The organism is Dehalococcoidia bacterium (assembly GCA_021295915.1).
Classification (GTDB): Bacteria; Chloroflexota; Dehalococcoidia; order Lucifugimonadales; family UBA1123; genus VXRN01.
Window position 1 is genome coordinate 1 of record JAGWBK010000007.1, and the last position, 18,664, is coordinate 18,664.

Sequence of the window (18,664 nt, forward strand, 5' to 3'; positions counted from 1 at the left end):
CGTCTGTTACCATCGGCAACGTTACGAACGGACATAATCGCTGAACACTTAGGCGGACATTTTCCCTGGACGGCGACATTGCCTGCGTTCTCCCTAATTTCTGCCGAACTTGAAGAAATGCTCCCTTCGGATTTTGAAGAGAGACTCGACGAAGTCGTCGCTGAGAACGACCAGTCCCTCGTTCCTTTCCTGGTAGAGATATCACGGTTCATGCCGACCAGCAGGTCGAGTGAGCTTGTTGGGGAGGCGCTTCGGGACCTGACGGGTCAGAACTATGACAGCGACGACTGGGAAGCGTGGATGGACTGGGTGGGCCAGAACATCGACCAGTATGAGCCTCCTTCGGAGTATGCCACCTGGAAGGCGGACTTCTATGCCGCCATCGACCCGAGAATGGGGCAAGCTTTACGATCTGCCAGGGGAATTCTCCAGGATCGACCTGACAGAAGTCGTATGGGGTGGAGTCTATACTGACGGTATCCCTGATCTCTGGAATCCACGCACGATTACGCCTGCTGAGGCCGACTACATATGGCCCGGAGACAGAGTTCTCGGAGTGAACATCAACGGCGAGACCAAGGCGTATCCCTTACGCATAGTCAATGCCCACGAGATGGTCAACGACACGGTTGGAGGCGAGCCGATCTCGCTGATGTGGTGAACGCTTTGCGGGACCGGAGTCGTGTATTCCTCGAAGATAGACGGAGGGCCCACCACATTTGGAACGTCGGGGCTGCTCTATCGCTCCAACAAGCTGATGTACGACCGCCTGACGAAGACCCTTTGGAGTTCCCTGGTTGGCAGGCCGGTAATCGGCAAGCTTGCAATGAGGGACGACCTGGTTCTTGACTACTTCCCAGTCGCCTTGACCACCTGGCGGGAGTGGCTTGAAGAGCATCCGTACACCGGCATCATCTCCGATGACACCGGCTATTATCCTCACTGGATGTACGAGCCTGAGCATGAAACTAGGTCCTTCTACTACTCATACCGCGCAATCTCGAGCACCATGTTTCCGGTGTGGAACCGGGATGATCGGCTCAAAGTGAAGGACGAGGTACTGGCCCTCAGCGAAGGTGACAGCCACAAGGCATATCCGATACGCGACCTGAACGAGATGAGACTGGTCAACGACGTCATCGGCGAAACGGAGATCGTCATTCTGGCGTCATCTAAATCGTCTGACGCCCGTGTCTTCGAGCGAAAGGGCAGACAGTTCGCCCTGGACTCAGATGAACAGACACCAGCGGTCCCTAAGTCAATAATTGATCAGGACGGGCAGACTTGGAGAGTGTTTGACGTCTGCCTGATAGCACCAGATGGAGAAATCCTGGAGAGACTGCCTTCTTACGTCTCCTTCTGGTTCGGCTGGTACGCTTTCCACCCCGACACGCTTCTATACGAGCCCGATTAGAGATGGGCAGAGCCCTTCTGCTGATTCGCGTGGAAAGAAGAAAGGCCCCGTGGAACGTCGAAACGTTCTCAGCGGGGCCTTTGTAATTCCGTCAGGGTGTGACTGACGTGACCTGGCTACTATGCCTGATCGATAGTTAGTCCGCCGTCACAGGTACCCTGGCGTCTGCCTGGTCGTGGGCCCAGCGCAGGAGCTCTTCGGTCTCGTCCCACCCGATGCAGGCATCAGTGACCGAGACGCCGTACTGAAGAGAGTCCCTATCGCCGTTCAGCTTCTGGGCGCCGGGGTTGAGGTTTGACTCTAACATGCAGCCGATGATGGCATCGTTTCCGCTCGCGCGCTGTCCCACCACGTCCTTGAAGGCGATCTGCTGTCGCTCGTGGTCCTTGTTGGAATTGCCGTGAGAGCAGTCGACGAGCAGTTCGGAGCGGACCTGCGCCGAACTGAGCAACCTGTGGGCATCTGCGATGGATTCTGCGCCGAAGTTCGGCCCTTCACGCCCGCCACGGAGCACAAGGTGTCCGTCGGGATTTCCGCGAGTGTGGACGACGGCGGTCTGGCCGTCGTGGTCAATCCCGAGAAATGCGTGCGATGACTTCGCGGAGATCATCGCGTCCACTGCGACCTGTGCGCTTCCGTCCGTGCCGTTCTTGAACCCGACAGGCATGGAGAGGCCGCTCGCCATCTGCCTGTGCGTCTGGCTCTCAGTTGTCCTCGCGCCTATCGTGGACCAGCAGACCAAGTCTGCAAGGTACTGCGGCACTATAGGGTCCAGGAACTCGGTGCCTGTGTAGACGCCCATTTCGGTGATCGAATGCATCATCCGACGGGCTGTTCGCAGACCCTCGTCGATGTCGAACGTATCGTTGAGATGCGGATCGTAGATCAGTCCCTTCCAACCCACTGTCGTACGAGGCTTCTCGAAGTACACCCTCATCACGATCAACAGGCGATCAGCAAGCTCTTCTCGCAGCTTGAGAAGTCGCCCCGCATACTCTACGGCGGCTACCTCGTCGTGAATCGAGCACGGCCCGACGACCATCATCATTCGGCTGTCGTCTCCGCGTAGTATGGCCCTGATCTGCTCGCGGCCCTCCAGCACTGTTTGCTCTGCAGCGGGGCTGACTGGAAGCTCCTTGACGAGGTCGACTGGGCTGATCAGTTGGTCTGTGCTCACGACATTAACATCCCTGGTAGGTGACTCTTGCATCGGCCTGATTTCCTCCTGCTACTCTTAGCTGCGAAATACTTCAGACAATCAAAGACCCCAGTCGCTGTCGACTGGGGTCTTATTGTCTGTCTTTGCCTTCTTCAGGCTCTGGACGTTACGACTCAGTCGGCAGCGTGTGTGCCGCTAAAATAAGCGTAGGTCGAGAAATAGAAGCTGGTGGTTGCGAATTTCATCACGAACTGTACGGTACCAACTTCCCGGAGCGAGTGTCAATAGTTACCGGGAGAAGGTTCTCTCTATGGTTGCATTCAAGGAAGCCGTGGCATGGCAGGACTTCGTACTTCCTCAGATGGCGACGTACCCACGCCGTGACCTTCCCATGCAACAGACCTAAAAGCTGGTAAACTGACACGGCCTGAAAACAACCATGGACTAGCCTATAACATGCCTCTGATCGGATTCGTCTATAACGCGCTGGTCGCAGAAGCGCCTTGCCTCATAGACTCGCTAATCGCCAGCCTCGACCTTCGCGCCCAATCGTGGGTGTCGTCGGCCTTCGAGGTCGGTGAACGCTCCGACCTGTTACCAGAGACGTCACTGGTCGTCGTTGCCGGTGGCGACGGCACGATTCTTCGCACCGTCCACGCCATCGCAGAGCACTCTGTCCCCATCGTGGGAGTCAACATGGGCAGGGTCGGCTTCATGAGCGAGCTGCGCGTAGAAGATGCTGCCGAACGTCTTCCTGCCTACCTCAACGGGGACATACGTGTCGAACGCCGGATGATGCTGCGCGCCACGGTGACCGACGACAGCGGCCAACTGCATCTCCTTGCAGACGCGCTCAACGACGTCGTTATCGGGCGCGGGGGCGTCGCCAGGCTGCTGGATATTGAAACAGTAGTGGACAGGCAGTTTCTTACCTCTTATCGAGCAGACGCGGTTATTCTGTCTACTCCGACCGGAAGCACGGGCTACGCGCTCTCAGCGGGCGGGCCGATCTTCTTCCCGGAGGCGGAGATGATGATGCTCCAGCCGGTCGCGCCGCACACGGGCCTGCGCGACGGCCTGGTGCTGCCCCACGACACCGAGGTGACGCTGTCTGCGACAGATGGACAGCACGCTTCGCTGAGCGTCGACGGTATGGAGGACGTGGAACTTTTGCCGGACTTCAAGGTGACGATCAGGCGCAGTCCGTACACGGCGCGCTTCCTTCGCTCGCAGCCCAGGACAGCGTTCTACAACCAGCTCACGCGTCGACTGGGACTGGTCTACAACCTCACTTCACCCCACTGAACCTGACCTCATACGGAGAGCACATGGTGCAACAGCCACAGCCAATCAACCAGGAGACGGTGTTCAGCGGCCGGATTATCGAGGCCAGGGTCGACACCGTCCTGATGCCAGACGGAAAGCAGATCATCCGTGAGGTTGTGCAGCACCCCGGGGCCGTAGCGATCATTCCGATTGACCGTGAAGACAACGTGCTCCTTGTACGCCAGTACAGGTACCCAGCCGGACAGTCTCTGCTCGAGCTCCCGGCAGGTGTGATCGAGGAAGGGGAGTCGCCAGACGACACGGCGCAGCGTGAGCTGCAGGAGGAGATAGGGTACGCCACCAGGGACCTCCGAGCCCTGGGCGGCGTCTACTCTTCCCCCGGGTTCTGCACCGAGTTCCTCTACCTGTACATTGCTCGCGACCTCGTGCCAAGCCAACTCCCTGCCGACGATGACGAAGACATCAACGTCGAGACGATTCCAATGTCCAGGGTCGACCGGCTGATCAGGCTCGGAGAGATACAGGATGCAAAGTCCGTCGCGGGTCTGCTCATGGCCAGGTACCTATTCAAGTAAGCGGGAGAATTATCGATGCCGACGCCTGACATAAGGGACATATTTGCCCAGATTGACGCCATGGAAGACGAGATCGTCCAGCTTCACCGTGACCTCGTCCAGATCCCGTCTGTAAACACGGGCTTCATGCCGACTGGCGACGAGACGCCGGTCTGTGACTACATATGTGACTGGTTAGCCGAGGACGGCATCGACTCTGAGATCCTTGGGCGTGTACCTGAACGAGGCAACATCATCTCCAGGATCGAAGGCACCAACTCACAGGCGCGACTGATGTTCATGTCCCACACGGATGTCGTCCCGGTCGAAGAGGAGGAGAAGTGGACATTCCCTCCATTCAGCGCGACCATTCATGAGGGCCGCATCTACGGCAGGGGAGCGTCCGACTGCAAGGGGCTGCTTGCCGCCCAGCTCATGGCCATGCGCCTTCTGAAGCGCAACGGGGTGCAACTGCGCGACAGCCTCATTCTCTGCTCGGGTGCGGACGAGGAGCACGGCGGTCGGTATGGGTTCGGCTGGCTGGCCGAAAACTACCCTGACAAGATCACCGCTCCCTATGCGGTCAACGAGGGCGGCGGAACGCCCATCGAAGCCGCCGGAGGGCTGACCTACATCCTCGGCGTGGGTGAGAAGGGCAGGCTGCAGGTCGAGTTCGAAGTCAAGGGAGTCAGCGCCCATGCCTCAGTACCGTGGCAGGGCACCAACGCGCTGTACAGGCTGTCCCAGCTTCTCAACCGTATCGAGACCTACGAGCCTGAGCGTGACACGTCGACCAGCCTGTTCGCTCACCTCTCCAACTTCGCCATCGAGCATGCGCCGTCGGCTGAGAATGTCGACGAGATCATCGCCGAGGTGTCCGAGGAGAACCCGCGGTTCGCCTCGATGCTCACTGCGCTGTCTCGCATGACTATAACCCCTACGATGATTAATGGCGGTATAAAGTCGAACAGCGTCCCGGAACAGATCAGCCTGACCTGCGACGTCCGCACGCTTCCGCACCAGGACGACGACTACCTTCGCGCCGAGCTCGACCGGATCAAGGAGGACATCCCAGGAGTGACCTACGAGATCGACTACATGGCCGTCCCCAACTCATCTGAGTTCGAGACCGAGCTCGCCGAGCATATCCAGGCAGCGACCGCGATGGCTCTTGAACGTGACGACATCCAGTGGGTACCTGCGATCAGCACCGGCTTTACGGACTCCCGTTTTACGCGTCCGCTGAATGTGATCACATACGGCTTCTCCGGCTCCCACCCGGACGACGATCCGATGCTATCTCGCGCACACGGCACCGACGAGTCCGTCGGCATCGCCAGCCTGGTCAGCGGCACCAAGATCATGTTCGCCCTCGCCTGCACACTCTGCGGGGCTGAGTAAGGATACAATGGAAACATGATCTCCCGCATCGCCATCAAGAACTTCCGCAGTTTGAGGGACGTTGAGTTGTGTCCGGGGCCGCTGACGGTTCTGATAGGAGCGAACGGCGCGGGCAAGTCAAACATACTGGACGCGCTGAAGTTTCTTAAAGCCATCTACTCTGATCCAGTACAATCTGACGATCTCGCAAAGTCACAACTGGAGGATCGCGGGGGCTTCGGTCAGGTCGTATGGGGAGGTCACACCGATTCACATCTACGTTTCGAGGTCGAGTTCTCTGGTGTCGATAGCAGTCCTGTTCCCGCAGGATTTGCCGTAGAAATCACAGACGGGAGCAGCGGACCGGAGATTCACAACGCGGTCCAGATCATTGACTCGAAACAAGGGGGGGCGTTGATGAGCGGAGTCGAGATGCAGCTCAATGCTCCGTTTAGAGCGATGGCCGACTTGAACAGAGTCCGGTCTTGGCAGTTCTATAACTTCTCCCCCGACTCGATGCGCAAACCGACGAAGGTGAAGCAGGAGAAAGTCCTCAACGAGTCTGGCTCCAACCTGTCAACCGTAATCCACAGCCTGTATTCAGAGGAGCATCCCGATCTTGAAGAGGCCGTTGGTATGCTCAAGGTCATGGTGCCGACCGTGGAGCGGCTTGTCTCGCCCATCTTCGGTGATGGACAGACCTATGTCGCACTGAAGGAGAAGGGTATCGAGAACCGTGTCGGTGCATGGGGCCTGTCGGATGGGACTCTGTTGGCTCTGGCACTGTCGATCGCGCTCGTCGTGCGACCTGAGCCTGAGCTTATCTGCGTGGAGTCACCGGAGACCGGTATTCATCCGCAGATGATGGAAGCAGTAGCTGACATGCTGGAAGTGGCGTCACGAGATACCCAGGTGATAGTCACTACCCAGTCTCCCTATCTCCTCGAGTGGCTGCCATACGACAGTTTCGTTGTGGTAGAAAAGGAGGATGGTGAGACGAGACTCAACCCTCTTAGACTCAGGGACGGTATTCAAGAGACTATCAAAGCGTTAGGGGCACGTGACGCTTGGTATTCCGGTTATCTTGGCGGCGAGCCGTGAGTCTCGGTCTATACGTCGAAGGACGTAGTGATAAAGACACAATCCCAATCCTCATCAGAAAGCTCGGATATAGGTCGAGAGTCATAACAAAGGACCTCGGCGGCCAGTCTGAACTGTTGGTTGTCGATAAGATGGCTCGTCACCTGGCAGAGCTACTTCGAGAACATAGCGATGTTGAGTTGGTGCTCATCTGCTGCGACGCATTAGAGGGAGTTGGCCCTAGCACAACGGAAAGGCGCTTAAGCTCTCTTGAGCGGCGACTGAACCTGGATTTCCCCATTCCAGTCAGATATGCGGTAGTCGATCACGCTCTGGAAGGTTGGCTTGGATGTGATGAGGAGGCGCTTCGGGCTGTTCTGGGTGGTCCGCGTGCTCGAATCAACATACGCGCTAATCCAGAACATCACCCTACGCCGACCGACTTGCTGGAGCGGGTGTTCCGAGATAACGGGCGCAGGTTTAGAAAGACGCGCGATAACAGTAGAATCGCCGAACGCGTTAGCCCCGAACGTATCGCCGCGCAGAGTCCGACGTTCAGGAGGTTCGCTGAAATCCTTGGTCATCCAGTTTTGGGTTGACATACTTGGACGTTTTTGAAGATTAGTAGTGCGGATCCAATATGGACAAACCGAAGACCATATACCTGGCCAATCCTTATGGCTTCTCGGCACAGCAGAAGGAGAAGCTGCTTCCAGACATCATTGCAGCTATTGAATCTCTGGGGCTGGAGGTCTGGGAGCCCTTCTCGCGTAACAACCAGGTGTACTTCTCAGTACCCGGCTGGGCGTATCAGATAGGGCAGGCCGATTACAGGGATGTGCGGGACTCCGATGCGATCTTCGCTGTCGTCAATGCGGTACCACCCGACGAAGGCGTCATGGTCGAGCTTGGAATGGCCATAGCGCTGGGAAAGCCGACGTTCCTCTTCAGAGACGACTTCCGTCGCGTGACCGACAGCGAGGAGTATCCACTGAACCTGATGCTCTTCACCGGCCTGCCGGAGAAGAATTGGCAGGACTTCTATTACACGTCCATCGAAGAGATTGGCGATCCTGACAAAGCGCTCGCGAGGTGGGCAGCCGGACTTCAGTAGCCCCCTTTCAGTAGCCCCCTTAAGGTGACGCTTTCGTTACCCCCTCTCCCTCAGGGCTGAGAGGGGTAGGTAAACTGGCAATTCGTTCGTCCTGAGCTTGTCGAAGGACATCCCATTCCCCTGGATTCCGGCCTCCGCCGGAATGACGATCTGCGAATACCTACCCCTGTAAGCTCCCTAAGGGTGAGGGTGAATAGGTTAAGTCCCAAGCTACCTTGCGCCAGCCCATCCCCTCTGGATTCCGGCCTCCGCCGGAATGACGAGCCGAATTTAGAGATGGTCTCCCTAAGCTGGCGGCTCTGCCTCGATCAGGGACTTCAGCACCGGGATGACGTCAGAAGCAACTCGGCTGCATTCCTCGACATGCGGAAATCCTGACAGGATGAACTCATCTATCCCGAGTCTCCAGTAGCCCAGCAACTCGTTTGCCACCTGTTCAGGGTCGCCCACTATAGCCGTGCCGCAGTTGACCCTCACCGTGGAGATGCCGTTCCATAAGTGGGCTCCGACCCTGTGGTCTTCGACGACCCTGGCCTGTGCGCGCTGACCGACCATGGCGGTTCCGGCGAACGCAGAGCTTCGCTGCTCCCTGACCGCAGACGCTGCCTGGGACAGCAGCTCCACGCCTCTGCCTCAGTATCCCTAACGACAAGGTGCGTACGCATACCGAAGCTGCCTGTTCGCCCTGACTCAGCGAACTTAACCCTCGCACGGTCGAAGAATGGTCCCAGTACGTCCTGGGGAAGAATCCAGGCGAGGTAGACGTCCGATTGTCTTCCTGCAAGACCAAGCGCCGCGTCGGATGCTCCGCCGAGATAGAACTTCGGCCCATCGCCGACTGGACCCGGAGAGCAGAAGGCTCCATTCAACCTGACGTGTTCGCCTTCAAACGACTTGGGCTCCGGAGACTCCCAGAGTGTGCGACAGGCGGCAATGAACTCCTCCGCGCGAGCGTATCGGTGTTCATGGTCGCTCTCCTCGCCAAGGCGCTCGAAGTCGCCCTGGATTCCACCAGGGACTATGTTGATGTCGATGCGACCCCCGCTGATCTGGTCGAGAGTAGCCGCCATCTGCGCGAAAAGACCAGGCGAGATGAACCCCGGCCGCAGCGCGATCAGGAATCTTATTCTGCTCGTGACCGCTGCCAGCGCGGTTGCCATGGTCCAGGTCTCAGCCAGGGGCTCGCCTTCATCGAACAGACCGTTGGCGAATCTCGTAGGTATGAGCAGTGAGTAGTAACCTTCGTCCTCGGCTGTCTGGACCACATCACGCAGGTAATCAAACGTGGGAGGTCGCTCGGCCTGAACGGTGCCGATGTGTGCACCGTCGCCATCTATCGGAATGAACCACGAAAACTTGGCTTCAGGACGGGTCTCAGTCACTCGTCTCTCCTCATAGTCTGTCGGTCTAGTCCCACACCCGGCCGAACCGCTCTACCAGGTCCCAGGCCAGCTCCGCACCCAGTCCTAGCGTGTCTGTAAGATACAGGTGTCCGTCTTCAACACGCTCGCGCGGTGTGAGCAGGTCGGCTCGCCAGTCGGTCTCGTATACGGCGTGCTCGAGTGGCATCGAATTAGGAACGGCCGCGGTCGCGTGGCCGCTCGCCAACAGCGAAACCGGCCCGGACGGACTGTGCATCGAGAACCCTTTACCCTTCGCACCTGTCGAACGACCTATGGTCACAGCCTCAGCAGCCCCGCCGCAGTATTTGACATCAGGCATGACTATCGAAACCGCGTTGGAGTCCAGAATACTGTCGAAGAAATCGACACCGTAGCCGGACTCGCCTCCCGCCACAGGCATCGGCGCCCATCGCGCGATGGCGGCAAGGTCTTCGGGGTCAGACGTCGGCTGAACGGGTTCCTCGAACCAGCCCACGTTGAGCTTTGCAAGCTCCTCCACTACCAGCGGGGCAGTATCTCGCTCAAATCTGCTGTGACAGTCGACCAACACAGTCGCATCGACGCCCACAGCCTCCCGGACTGCGCGGACCCTTGCCAGACCGGCGCCTGCTTCGTCCAGGATTCGGTCAGGAGACGATGGCGGACTGACCTCGTCGAAGGGCGCACACTTGAAGACCCTGAATCCTGCGCTCGCCGCCCTCTCCGCCATCCGTCCGAAGTCGGCTGGTGTCCGGTCGGTTGCGAACAGCGATCTGTTGATGTTCGCGTAGAGTTGGACTTTCTCAGTAGCCTTCGCTCCCAGGTACTCGCCCAGGCTGACACCCGATCGCATCGCACACAGCTGCGCTACTGCGGTCCGCAGTCCGCTAACTGCCGTTCCCGAGGTTTGGTCGCGACGCAATGCGTCTGAAGTCAGTCCAAGAAGCGCCTCTAATTCCGACTCGTCTGACACCTCTTCATCGCTCAGCACCGAGGCCATGCCTTTCAGCGCCTCCGCAACCTGCCGGGAGCCGATCTCAGCAGTGGTCGAGTTTCCCTCGCCATCCGATAGCACTGCGAACACCCAGGTCGTGTTGGCCGTAACGGTAACTGATGCGAATTTCTCGAGGGTTAGGTTCATGGCTCCCCAGGGGGCTAGCCCTGCTGTACTTCTGCAAGCAGCTTCAGCGTTCGTGCGTCAGTGTCTGGATCATCGCCTGCTGGAACGGGTGTGAGCAGCACTTCGGACGCTCCCCAATCGAATATAGTCTGGATACGCTCAGCGACCGCCGTCTCGTCTCCAGCGATTAGCACCTCATCCAGCATTTCGTTGGTCCATCCCGAATCGGGAGTACCTTCAAAGCCCGCCTCTGCGAACATATTCGCGTAGAACGGAATGCTGGGGAAGTAGCCGAGTCTGGCTCTCACACCGTCTCTTGCCGCGTCGAGGTCATCTGTGACGCACACCGGAGCATGAGCAATCAACGGCGGCACATCCCGCCCGGCAGACTCTGCCCCTCGATTCAGGGCAGGCACGGCGGTGTCCCTCAGGTAGAAGTGCGGGCACACCCAGCTTATCGCGCCGTCGGACAGCTCACCGCAGGTCTCGAATGCTCCAGGACGAAGTGCGGAAGCCATGATCGGTACGTCTACCGGGTTGGCAATCGAGGAGTTCGCAGAGTACCAGCGTCCCTCGAACTCGACCGCGCCAGTGTGCATCAGCGATCGCAGTATATGCAGATACTCCCTCAGGTGGCCTATGGGGGCACGAAAGTCCACCCCGAAGGTGCTTATCATGCCCGCCTTGTGACTCGGTCCGACGCCCAGTCTGAATCGCCCCGGTGCAAGGCTGTCTATGACCTGCACCTGCTGGACGAGTGTGACTGGATGGCGTGACCACGTCTGTACGATAGACGTGCCGAGTTTGATCTCATCCGTTACGGCTGCTGCTGCGGCGAGTACGGTCACCGCCTCGCCCCCGCCTCCGCTTGACGTGAGCCATGCGCACCCGATTCCAATCTCGTCAAGATGCTTGATCCTGTCGACGGCCACCTGCGCGTTCGGTGCCGTCACTGAGACTCCAATCACATTCTGCTCGCCCATAGGTCTCCCCTAATCGTGTACAAAGCCAACGTCAGGCGAGCCGAGTATATCACGACGCTGACACCCGAAAGCCATCATGTTAAACTGCCCTCATGGATAGCTTGATCGAACACGAATCACCCAACCCGAAACTTCCTACGATGATAGTGGCGTTCGCCGGTTGGCCCGATGCGGCCGAAGCCGCAACCAGGGCAATCCGGTACCTAGTCCGCAAGCTCCCGGCTAAGAAATTTGCCGAGATCGACCCCGAAGAGTTCTACGACTTCACCGTTACACGCCCGCACACGAGGATCGACCGTCGTGGCAAGCGCGTCATCAGGTGGCCCAGGAACGACTTCTACTACTTCGAAGGTGAGGACGAGAGCCGCAATCTGCTCCTGTTCATAGGGACAGAGCCTAACCTGCGCTGGCGGGCCTACTCCAACATCATCACCGACATCGCAAGGAGAAGTGAAGTAGACGTCGTTATCTCCCTGGGGGCCCTGCTCGATGCAGTGCCACACACGCGCGAGCCCAGAGTGACAGGCCGCGCAAGCTCCGCAACCCTGACCGGCAAGGTCAAGTGGCTCGGTATCCAGAACTCCGGATACCAGGGCCCAACGGGCATTCACACTGCCTTCACGGAGGCCTGCAGTCAGCACGGACTGGAGCACGCCAGCATCTGGGGACACAGTCCGCACTATGTGGAAACGTCTCCGAATCCGAGGGTAAGCCTCGCTCTCCTGGAAAAGCTACGGAGCCTGGTCGACTTCGACGTCGACCTCAAGGAGCTAGATCTCGCGGGAGAAGCGTTCGAAGAAGACGTCACAAAGGCAATTGCCAAACGTTCCGACGTGAGTTCCTACGTAACGAAACTCGAACGCCGCTACGACGCGTCTAATCGTCCTGACGATGATGAGATGCCCGACGCCGACGACATGGTGAGGGAGCTCGAGCAGTTCCTGCGCAGCCAGCATCGCCAGTCTGACCAGCAGAGCGACACGTGAGATGGCGATAGCCCAGGCCACGGATTCTCACATATCGGTCAACGGCAACTCGTTCCACTTCCGCAACTGGGGAGGTGAGGGCCAGGCAGTAGTGCTGGTACATGGGCTCGCCTCCAACTGCCGCATTTGGGACCTGGTAGCGCCAATTCTGTGCCAGCAGTTCCGAGTGGTGGCCATTGACCAGCGGGGCCACGGCGAGTCGTTCAAGCCAGATTCGGGTTACGACTTCGCGACGGTTGTATCTGATCTCCACGGTTTCATGAATGCACTGGAGATCTCCAACCCTGTTATCGTCGGTCACTCATGGGGTGGTGACGTCGCCTTGGAATACGCGGTTGCTCACCCCGGCCTCGTGCGAGGACTCTGCTTCGTCGACGGCGGTACCATAGAGATCTCAGGTAGACCTGACTGGACGCTTGAAGATGCCAGGCGCGAAATGGCGCCTCCACTTTGGACCGGAGTCACTCTTGAGGCTTTCCGGGAGCGCCTGCGCAACCGCTGGCTCAAAGACGATCGCCCCGAGGTCGAGCAGATAGTGTTGGCCAACTTCGACGTGAACGAAGACGGCACCATTGCCTCCAGGCTCAGCCGCAGCAACCACTTGAACATCATCGATGCGCTCTGGGACCACAAACCCTCGGAGCTGTATCCCAAGGTGGACTGCCCGGTGCTTCTCATGCCCGCGAGGCAGAAGGATGACACGTCTCCGCAGGCGAGGCGATGGCGGCGCGAAGAGTCTATTGCGAGGGCTGAGTCACGCCTTCCCACAGCCAAAACGGTGTGGATGGAGGACAGCATCCACGATGTACCCCTTCAGCGACCGGAACTGGTAGCGTCCACAATCGCCGATCACATAACGGGCGGATTCTTCGGTTAGGCTCGACTTCGACTAAGCCAGCTCGCTTCCTAACACCAGGTCGCGAAGGGTCACAATTCCCACCGGGTTACGGTCGTAGTCCACTACGGTTGCCCTGGATATGTCGAACCGCACCAGCAGGCGCACCGCGTACCTGGCCAGCATCTCCGAAGGCAGGGTTAATACGGGCTTGGACATGATTTCATAAACGTTCACCCGGTCCGGGGAGCGATTCGGGGCAATCACGTTGCGGGCGATGTCCGACACCACCACCATGCCGATCTCGTCCGTATCGTCCCTTCGGTTAACGACCAGGGAGCTGACGCTGTGCCTCTGCATGAGAGCTATGGCTTCGGAAACGGTCGCCAGGCCGTCGATGCTGTGAACCTCGGCGGTCATCACGTCTTCCACTCGCGTCTGCCGCGGCCGGTTCATATCTCCAGCTCCAACTCTTTGTGGAAGGTGGGCAGTTGTGTGACCAGACCCACCGCGTCCTCGATATCCAACTGGAAGGCTATGCCGGCTCCGGGTTCTTCATCGAAGTTGGCGGCTTCGCCTATGCGCTCCAGGATGTCCCGGGCCCTCTGTTCCACGACCAGGAACATGATGATGTCCCGCATGGTCGCCAGACCTAGGCCGAAGAAGGTCCTGTCAGGCACCAGGCCCTCGCCCCGTACGCTGTTGACGATGGTCGCACCGGTCGCGCCACCGGCCCGTGCAGCATCGATGACCACCTCAGTCTTGTCGTCGTTGACCAGGGCGATAATCAGCTTAAGTCTCATGTGTCATCCAGCTTGCGTTCACTGTCTGGAGGCTGCTGACCCCGCCTCTTGCTCCACCAGGACGATGTAATGGCATACGCCAGCACGGACATTATAGGAAAGACGCTGGCGAAAGCAATCAGCCCGAAACCGTCAATGAGGGGACTTCGGCCCGGAATGGTAGCCGCCAGCCCCAATCCCAGAGCGGCCACAACCGGCACCGTCACTGTGGAGGTCGTGACTCCTCCGCTATCGTAAGCCAGCGGCACGATGGCCCTGCTGGACCGGAAGGTCTGCACGATGACGATGACGTAGGCCGCAATGATGTACCAGGGAAGAGGAGTACCAGTCACGATTCTGAAACAGCCCAGCGACACTCCCACCGACACTCCGATCGCCACCACCAGCCTCAATCCCCAGGCCCGGACGGCTCCGCCGGATACCTCTTCGGCCTTCAGCGACACGGCAATCAAGGAGGGTTCGGCCACCGTGGTGGCAAAGCCTATCGCTGCGGCGAAGGCGTACACGAGCCAATAGTCCCGCCAGTCGACATCAGAGGCCGCGCCAACTTCCCCGTTCGTCACCGAGTCGGTGAGTTGCCGGGCCATGGTCTCCCCGATTGGGAAGAGCGCCTGCTCCAATCCGACGAGAAACAGCGCCAGTCCCAGCAGTACGAGCACGAAACCCACCACTACCCGGCGTGGGTTGGGGAGGCGTCGTCTTAACACCGCTACCTGGAAGATGATAAGCACCGCCGCGATAGGGATCACGTCCCGAAAAGTGGTACCCAGTGTGTTGAGTAGTTCCATGTTATATATGTCCAGCTTTAAGCTGGCGTCAGGTCACCATTCCGTATCCGAGTACGCAGATCATGGGCGTCAGGCTGGCAAACGCGATGAGCCCGAAGCCATCAACCATGGGGTTACGTCCCCTGATGGACCTCGCCAGCCCAACCCCCAGCGCAGTAACGAGCGGCACCGTGATCGTGCTGGTGGTCACGCCCCCTGAGTCATAAGCTATGCCGATTATCTCGTCGGGAGCGAACACAGTCATAACCGTCACCAGCACGTAGCCGCCTATTATCAGCCAGTGAACCGGCCAGCCCTTGATGATGCGGAAGATCCCAAGGACGATGGCTATGCCCACGGAGAAGGCCACCACCAATCGCAGTTCCAGGGCATATGAGCCTCGCGCCGAGTCGCTGTCGAGAATGGCGCCCGCTTCAGCCGCCACCTCAGCCGCCTCATCGGCGATGGCAATCAGCGCAGGCTCGGCCACGGTCGTTCCGAAACCCAGGCAAAAGGAAAAGGCCAGTAGAGCCACCAGGCTGCCCTTGCTGGCAAAGGCCCATGCCAGGTCTTCACCCAGGGGAAAGAGCCCGCTTTCTAGTCCCTGGATGAACAGGCCCAGCCCCACCATCACGCACACCAGGCCAACGGCCACGTTAGCGATGTCGGGAAATGGCTGCCGCAGAACCACTATCTGGAAGAAGGCGATGACCAGGACAATGGGGGTCAGGTCGCGCAGCGAGTCCGCCATTCGCCGCGCCATTGGAAACAGGAACCGGGCCGATTCCCTGGCCCACATCCTTTTGGTCTGTCTTACTAACACAGAGACCGCAACAGGCGCATGTGACTGATTTTATCCTTAGAAGAAGGGGCAACGGCCCGCGCTGCCCCGCACCAGAAGATTACATAAGGCCTCGATGAGCAATCGGTGTGTCGGTTCGGGGAGGCTCTCATTTCTCGAAAATCGCGCTTATGCAATTGGCGAGCGAGATTGCATTGTAATCAAGGTAAAACGGTATAGCTGAAGATGCCAGTCGCCAGGAGCGACGCCAAAACCCGGACAAAGGTCGTGAATCTGGTTGTCAGTCACATGAAATCTGTCCTATGTGGAGTCGTCCCCTGCCAGCGACGTCAGCCTGGCATTGAGCACGCTGAGCCGTCGCCTGTAGTCGGACTCGGTAAGCGAACCGGCTTCGTAACTCGCGGTCAGGTCCCCGATCATCTGGCCGATAACCACTCGTTCGTCATCCTGTTGGTGAGGAGCTTCATAGGCGACGGCGACAGATCCTGACCTCGATGAGCGGTCTGTCTTCCAGACGGCGCCGTAGATCAGGAGTCCCACCATGAGGGCAACAAGCGCAGCGGTTGCGGCATACTCGAACTGAAGGTCTGGGAGCCTGTTACCGATTTGCTGTCCTGTAGACGCCATCGGCAGGCCATCCAGGTCAATCGAGACCTCCGCTCCACGGGTCAAACCCTCTGATTCAACTACCTGGTACTGCCGCTCTCCAATTGTCACCGGGCTTGGCGGGCCAAGAGTTGGACTGGAAAGCGCCACGACTTCCTCGGGAGCCAGGACACGTACAGTCTCGGCGCCGTATCTGTAAGTCTTCTCAAGCGTGAAGCTGGAGGCTTCGTAGGGAAATCGGTAGGAGAACATAATCTCGTGTTCGCCGGGCGGGATGCTCGCGAGCAATGCGAAGCCCCTATCAACCTGAACGTAGTCCGCTCCGATCAGCGCCGTGTCCAGCACCAGGCCTGATGCCCCTGGAGGCAGTCCGAATCTCAGCAACTCCATGACGCCTTCTCCAGGAATGTACGACCTGTCCGAGCGGTTTACAAGCCTGATGATCTCCAGTGCTGCGAGCGTCTGGTCCGATGGGTCGGCGTCAGCCAGCAGCAGGGAGGCCGAGCCTGCGGACACTATTCCATCGTCTGACGTCCCGTCGTAGACCGTGAGAACGACCGGATCTGGCGAACCGTCTGCGAGATCGAGGTCGGTCCCGTAGATGGCTTCCTGGTAGCGGACCGACACTCCGTACGACACGGCGGGATTGAACTCAAAGCCGGTAAAGCTGAAGGCACCGGTACCGTCAGTGGTTGTTGTGAGATCGTCGAATCCCGTCGCGGTCACACGGTGAAGCGTCACCGTCTGCTCCGAGACCTCGCCTCCGCCCTGAGTGGCGTTCTGGACTACGCCTTCGACCGTCCGGAGCTGGGACTGCGCGTGCGTGACTCCGCCGACAGCTAGAAGCGCCAGCGCAAGAGAGGCAGCGAGTGCCAAGAGTCTAATCGCCACGCTACTGGTAGAACCTCCCGGCACGATGTCTAGCTTGACGCGAGTTTAGCAACAGCTTTCTCAGTGGGTCAACGCGCTCATTCGTCTACAATGACGTGCAGATGAGATCGAGGAGCGCTGAACTATGGCCGACTATCTGAATGAACTAGCCCGCTTCGCAGCAGAGACAACATTTGAAGACCTGTCTGAAGAGGCATTAAGCGCCGCCCGTAACGTAACATTGGACACTTTCGGAGCAATCAGCGCCGGTATGGAAGAGCCTGAGAACCTGAAGCTGGCATCCTGGGCTGCGGACAACATGCTGCCTGCCTCTGCGGGTATCCTGGCCACTCCGCATCGAGCCAGCCCGATGGCGGCGGCGCTGGTCAATGCGACGGCTGGCGTAGCGCTGGAGATGGACGAGGGCAACAGATTCGGCGGCGGACATCCATCTATTCATGTGCTGCCGGGGCTGCTGGCCGAATCGGAACGGGCGGGTGCGTCCGGAAGCGAGTTCATAACTGCGCTCGTTGTCGGATACGAGATCACCTCGCGGCTGGGTGGAGCTACCTCAGCTCACCCCAATGTCCACTCCCATGGACACTGGGGGGCTCCCGGTACCGCCGCGGCGATTGCCAAGCTGAGGGGATGGTTGACCCAGGACATCAGGGGAGCAATAAACGTCGCCGCAAGCATGAGTCCGGCCAACACCTGGACCAACGCTTTCGAGGGCGCGACTGTGAGAAACCTGTATCCCGGCCGATCGTCCATGCAGGGTGTGCTGGCCGTCGATCTCTACCAGTGCGGCTTCACCACCCTCGACGACGCGCCATCTGACGTGTATGGGAGCATCCTCGGAGAGTCGTTTGATCCAGATGAGGCGGTGTCCGGGCTCGGAGGTGAGTACCGGATTCAGCAGAACTACTTCAAGCTGCACGCCTGCTGTCGTTACAACCATGCCACCCTTGATGCCGTGGTAGACGCAGTGGCCGGCGCTACCATCGCACCTGACGACGTTGAGTCAGTGACGGTTGGAGTACCATGGATGTTGGACGGGATGCTGGGCGGATATCCTCAGAACATGCTCGCTGCAAAGTTCAATATCCCCTACGCTGTTGCGGCAGCGCTTGCGACCGGGCGCACCGATATCTCGGTGTTCAGGCCACAGACTGTAGCTGATCCCAGCATTCGGTCTCTCTTTGACCGGGTAACCGTTAGAGTGGGTGATGTACAGCGTCAGCAGGCCATCACAGGGCCAGGCGCATGCGTTGAGATTCGCACGCGGGGCGGAGGCCGACTTACGGCTGCCGTCGAATCCATCAGAGGCGACTACGGCAGCCCCATTCCGCACTCCGACATCGTCGACAAGTTCAGCTTCCTCGCTGAGCCAGTACTTGGGACAAGTCGAACCGAGGATGCAGTTCAACGCATCGACTCCCTCGAAACGGTCGAAAACATGGGGTCCGTCGTGGAGCTGTTCCAAGTGCCGCGTTGAAATTGACCAGCACAATATGTGTTCGAT

General features: G+C 58.9%; 22 protein-coding genes. 12 read left to right on the top strand and 10 right to left on the bottom strand.

Annotated elements, in window-relative coordinates; translation table 11 throughout:
• The 3 genes from J4G14_03515 to J4G14_03525 form a co-directional block, all read left to right on the top strand.
• On the top strand, nucleotides 1-474 hold a 474-nt coding region (locus tag J4G14_03515), incomplete at its 5' end, for a hypothetical protein (GenBank protein MCE2456862.1).
• Nucleotides 374-661 (top strand): DUF3179 domain-containing protein, encoded by a 288-nt coding sequence (locus J4G14_03520; protein ID MCE2456863.1) that lies wholly within the window; start codon nucleotides 374-376, stop codon nucleotides 659-661. The genes J4G14_03515 and J4G14_03520, both read left to right, overlap by 101 nt.
• 21 nt (nucleotides 662-682) lie before the next feature.
• Nucleotides 683-1,414 (top strand): DUF3179 domain-containing protein, encoded by a 732-nt coding sequence (locus J4G14_03525; protein ID MCE2456864.1) that lies wholly within the window; start codon nucleotides 683-685, stop codon nucleotides 1,412-1,414.
• Between the two features lie 136 nt (nucleotides 1,415-1,550).
• On the opposite strand, the gene J4G14_03530 is transcribed toward J4G14_03525, so the two are convergent.
• Nucleotides 1,551-2,624: a 3-deoxy-7-phosphoheptulonate synthase gene (locus tag J4G14_03530; protein MCE2456865.1), complete on the bottom strand. Its 1,074-nt coding sequence runs from the start codon at nucleotides 2,622-2,624 to the stop codon at nucleotides 1,551-1,553.
• A 405-nt stretch (nucleotides 2,625-3,029) separates the two neighbouring features.
• Between J4G14_03530 and J4G14_03535 the strand changes: the two genes are divergently transcribed.
• Genes J4G14_03535 through J4G14_03560 form a run of 6 tightly spaced genes read left to right on the top strand, consistent with a single transcriptional unit; the run spans nucleotide 3,030 to nucleotide 7,988 of the window.
• Nucleotides 3,030-3,878, top strand: a complete 849-nt coding sequence (locus tag J4G14_03535; protein ID MCE2456866.1) for an NAD(+)/NADH kinase — start codon at nucleotides 3,030-3,032, stop codon at nucleotides 3,876-3,878.
• Between the two features lie 23 nt (nucleotides 3,879-3,901).
• A complete protein-coding gene (locus tag J4G14_03540) occupies nucleotides 3,902-4,435 on the top strand; it encodes an NUDIX hydrolase (GenBank protein ID MCE2456867.1) in 534 nt (177 codons plus the stop codon).
• A gap of 15 nt (nucleotides 4,436-4,450) precedes the next feature.
• Nucleotides 4,451-5,815, top strand: coding sequence for a M20/M25/M40 family metallo-hydrolase (locus tag J4G14_03545; protein MCE2456868.1), 1,365 nt, complete (start codon nucleotides 4,451-4,453; stop codon nucleotides 5,813-5,815).
• A 15-nt stretch (nucleotides 5,816-5,830) separates the two neighbouring features.
• Nucleotides 5,831-6,895, top strand: coding sequence for an AAA family ATPase (locus J4G14_03550; GenBank protein MCE2456869.1), 1,065 nt, complete (start codon nucleotides 5,831-5,833; stop codon nucleotides 6,893-6,895).
• Nucleotides 6,892-7,473 (top strand): DUF4276 family protein, encoded by a 582-nt coding sequence (locus J4G14_03555; GenBank protein ID MCE2456870.1) that lies wholly within the window; start codon nucleotides 6,892-6,894, stop codon nucleotides 7,471-7,473. Before J4G14_03550 ends, J4G14_03555 begins: the two co-directional genes overlap by 4 nt.
• Before the next feature lie 41 nt (nucleotides 7,474-7,514).
• Nucleotides 7,515-7,988 (top strand): nucleoside 2-deoxyribosyltransferase, encoded by a 474-nt coding sequence (locus tag J4G14_03560; GenBank protein ID MCE2456871.1) that lies wholly within the window; start codon nucleotides 7,515-7,517, stop codon nucleotides 7,986-7,988.
• A 285-nt stretch (nucleotides 7,989-8,273) separates the two neighbouring features.
• On the opposite strand, the gene J4G14_03565 is transcribed toward J4G14_03560, so the two are convergent.
• From J4G14_03565 to J4G14_03580, 4 genes are read right to left on the bottom strand one after another with little or no spacing between them, the layout of a single operon-like run.
• Nucleotides 8,274-8,465, bottom strand: a complete 192-nt coding sequence (locus J4G14_03565) for a hypothetical protein (GenBank protein ID MCE2456872.1) — start codon at nucleotides 8,463-8,465, stop codon at nucleotides 8,274-8,276.
• Nucleotides 8,462-9,370, bottom strand: coding sequence for an LLM class flavin-dependent oxidoreductase (locus tag J4G14_03570; protein MCE2456873.1), 909 nt, complete (start codon nucleotides 9,368-9,370; stop codon nucleotides 8,462-8,464). The genes J4G14_03565 and J4G14_03570 overlap by 4 nt, the downstream gene beginning before the upstream one ends.
• 25 nt (nucleotides 9,371-9,395) lie before the next feature.
• Nucleotides 9,396-10,511: a mandelate racemase/muconate lactonizing enzyme family protein gene (locus J4G14_03575; GenBank protein ID MCE2456874.1), complete on the bottom strand. Its 1,116-nt coding sequence runs from the start codon at nucleotides 10,509-10,511 to the stop codon at nucleotides 9,396-9,398.
• A gap of 14 nt (nucleotides 10,512-10,525) precedes the next feature.
• Entirely contained in the window at nucleotides 10,526-11,473 is a 948-nt protein-coding gene (locus J4G14_03580) for an LLM class flavin-dependent oxidoreductase (protein MCE2456875.1), read from the bottom strand.
• 101 nt (nucleotides 11,474-11,574) lie between these two features.
• Here J4G14_03580 and J4G14_03585 point away from each other — a divergent pair, with 101 nt between their 5' ends.
• Together J4G14_03585 and J4G14_03590 are read left to right on the top strand one after the other, a co-directional pair.
• The gene (locus J4G14_03585; protein MCE2456876.1) at nucleotides 11,575-12,459 is read left to right on the top strand and encodes a PAC2 family protein; all 885 of its coding nucleotides are present in this window, start codon (nucleotides 11,575-11,577) and stop codon (nucleotides 12,457-12,459) included.
• A gap of 1 nt (nucleotide 12,460) precedes the next feature.
• Nucleotides 12,461-13,336 carry an alpha/beta hydrolase gene (locus J4G14_03590; GenBank protein ID MCE2456877.1) on the top strand — a complete coding sequence of 292 codons (876 nt, stop codon included), beginning with the start codon at nucleotides 12,461-12,463 and terminating at the stop codon, nucleotides 13,334-13,336.
• Between the two features lie 12 nt (nucleotides 13,337-13,348).
• Here J4G14_03590 and J4G14_03595 read toward each other — a convergent pair whose 3' ends face one another.
• The 5 genes from J4G14_03595 to J4G14_03615 form a co-directional block, all read right to left on the bottom strand.
• Nucleotides 13,349-13,750 (bottom strand): CBS domain-containing protein, encoded by a 402-nt coding sequence (locus J4G14_03595; protein ID MCE2456878.1) that lies wholly within the window; start codon nucleotides 13,748-13,750, stop codon nucleotides 13,349-13,351.
• Nucleotides 13,747-14,097: a P-II family nitrogen regulator gene (locus J4G14_03600; protein ID MCE2456879.1), complete on the bottom strand. Its 351-nt coding sequence runs from the start codon at nucleotides 14,095-14,097 to the stop codon at nucleotides 13,747-13,749. The genes J4G14_03595 and J4G14_03600 overlap by 4 nt, the downstream gene beginning before the upstream one ends.
• Nucleotides 14,094-14,885 (bottom strand): DUF1538 domain-containing protein, encoded by a 792-nt coding sequence (locus J4G14_03605; protein MCE2456880.1) that lies wholly within the window; start codon nucleotides 14,883-14,885, stop codon nucleotides 14,094-14,096. The genes J4G14_03600 and J4G14_03605 overlap by 4 nt, the downstream gene beginning before the upstream one ends.
• A gap of 28 nt (nucleotides 14,886-14,913) precedes the next feature.
• Nucleotides 14,914-15,615, bottom strand: coding sequence for a DUF1538 domain-containing protein (locus tag J4G14_03610; protein MCE2456881.1), 702 nt, complete (start codon nucleotides 15,613-15,615; stop codon nucleotides 14,914-14,916).
• A 351-nt stretch (nucleotides 15,616-15,966) separates the two neighbouring features.
• Nucleotides 15,967-17,163 carry a hypothetical protein gene (locus tag J4G14_03615; GenBank protein ID MCE2456882.1) on the bottom strand — a complete coding sequence of 399 codons (1,197 nt, stop codon included), beginning with the start codon at nucleotides 17,161-17,163 and terminating at the stop codon, nucleotides 15,967-15,969.
• 124 nt (nucleotides 17,164-17,287) lie between these two features.
• Between J4G14_03615 and J4G14_03620 the strand changes: the two genes are divergently transcribed.
• A complete protein-coding gene (locus J4G14_03620) occupies nucleotides 17,288-18,637 on the top strand; it encodes an MmgE/PrpD family protein (protein MCE2456883.1) in 1,350 nt (449 codons plus the stop codon).
• The last annotated feature ends 27 nt before the right edge of the window (nucleotides 18,638-18,664 follow it).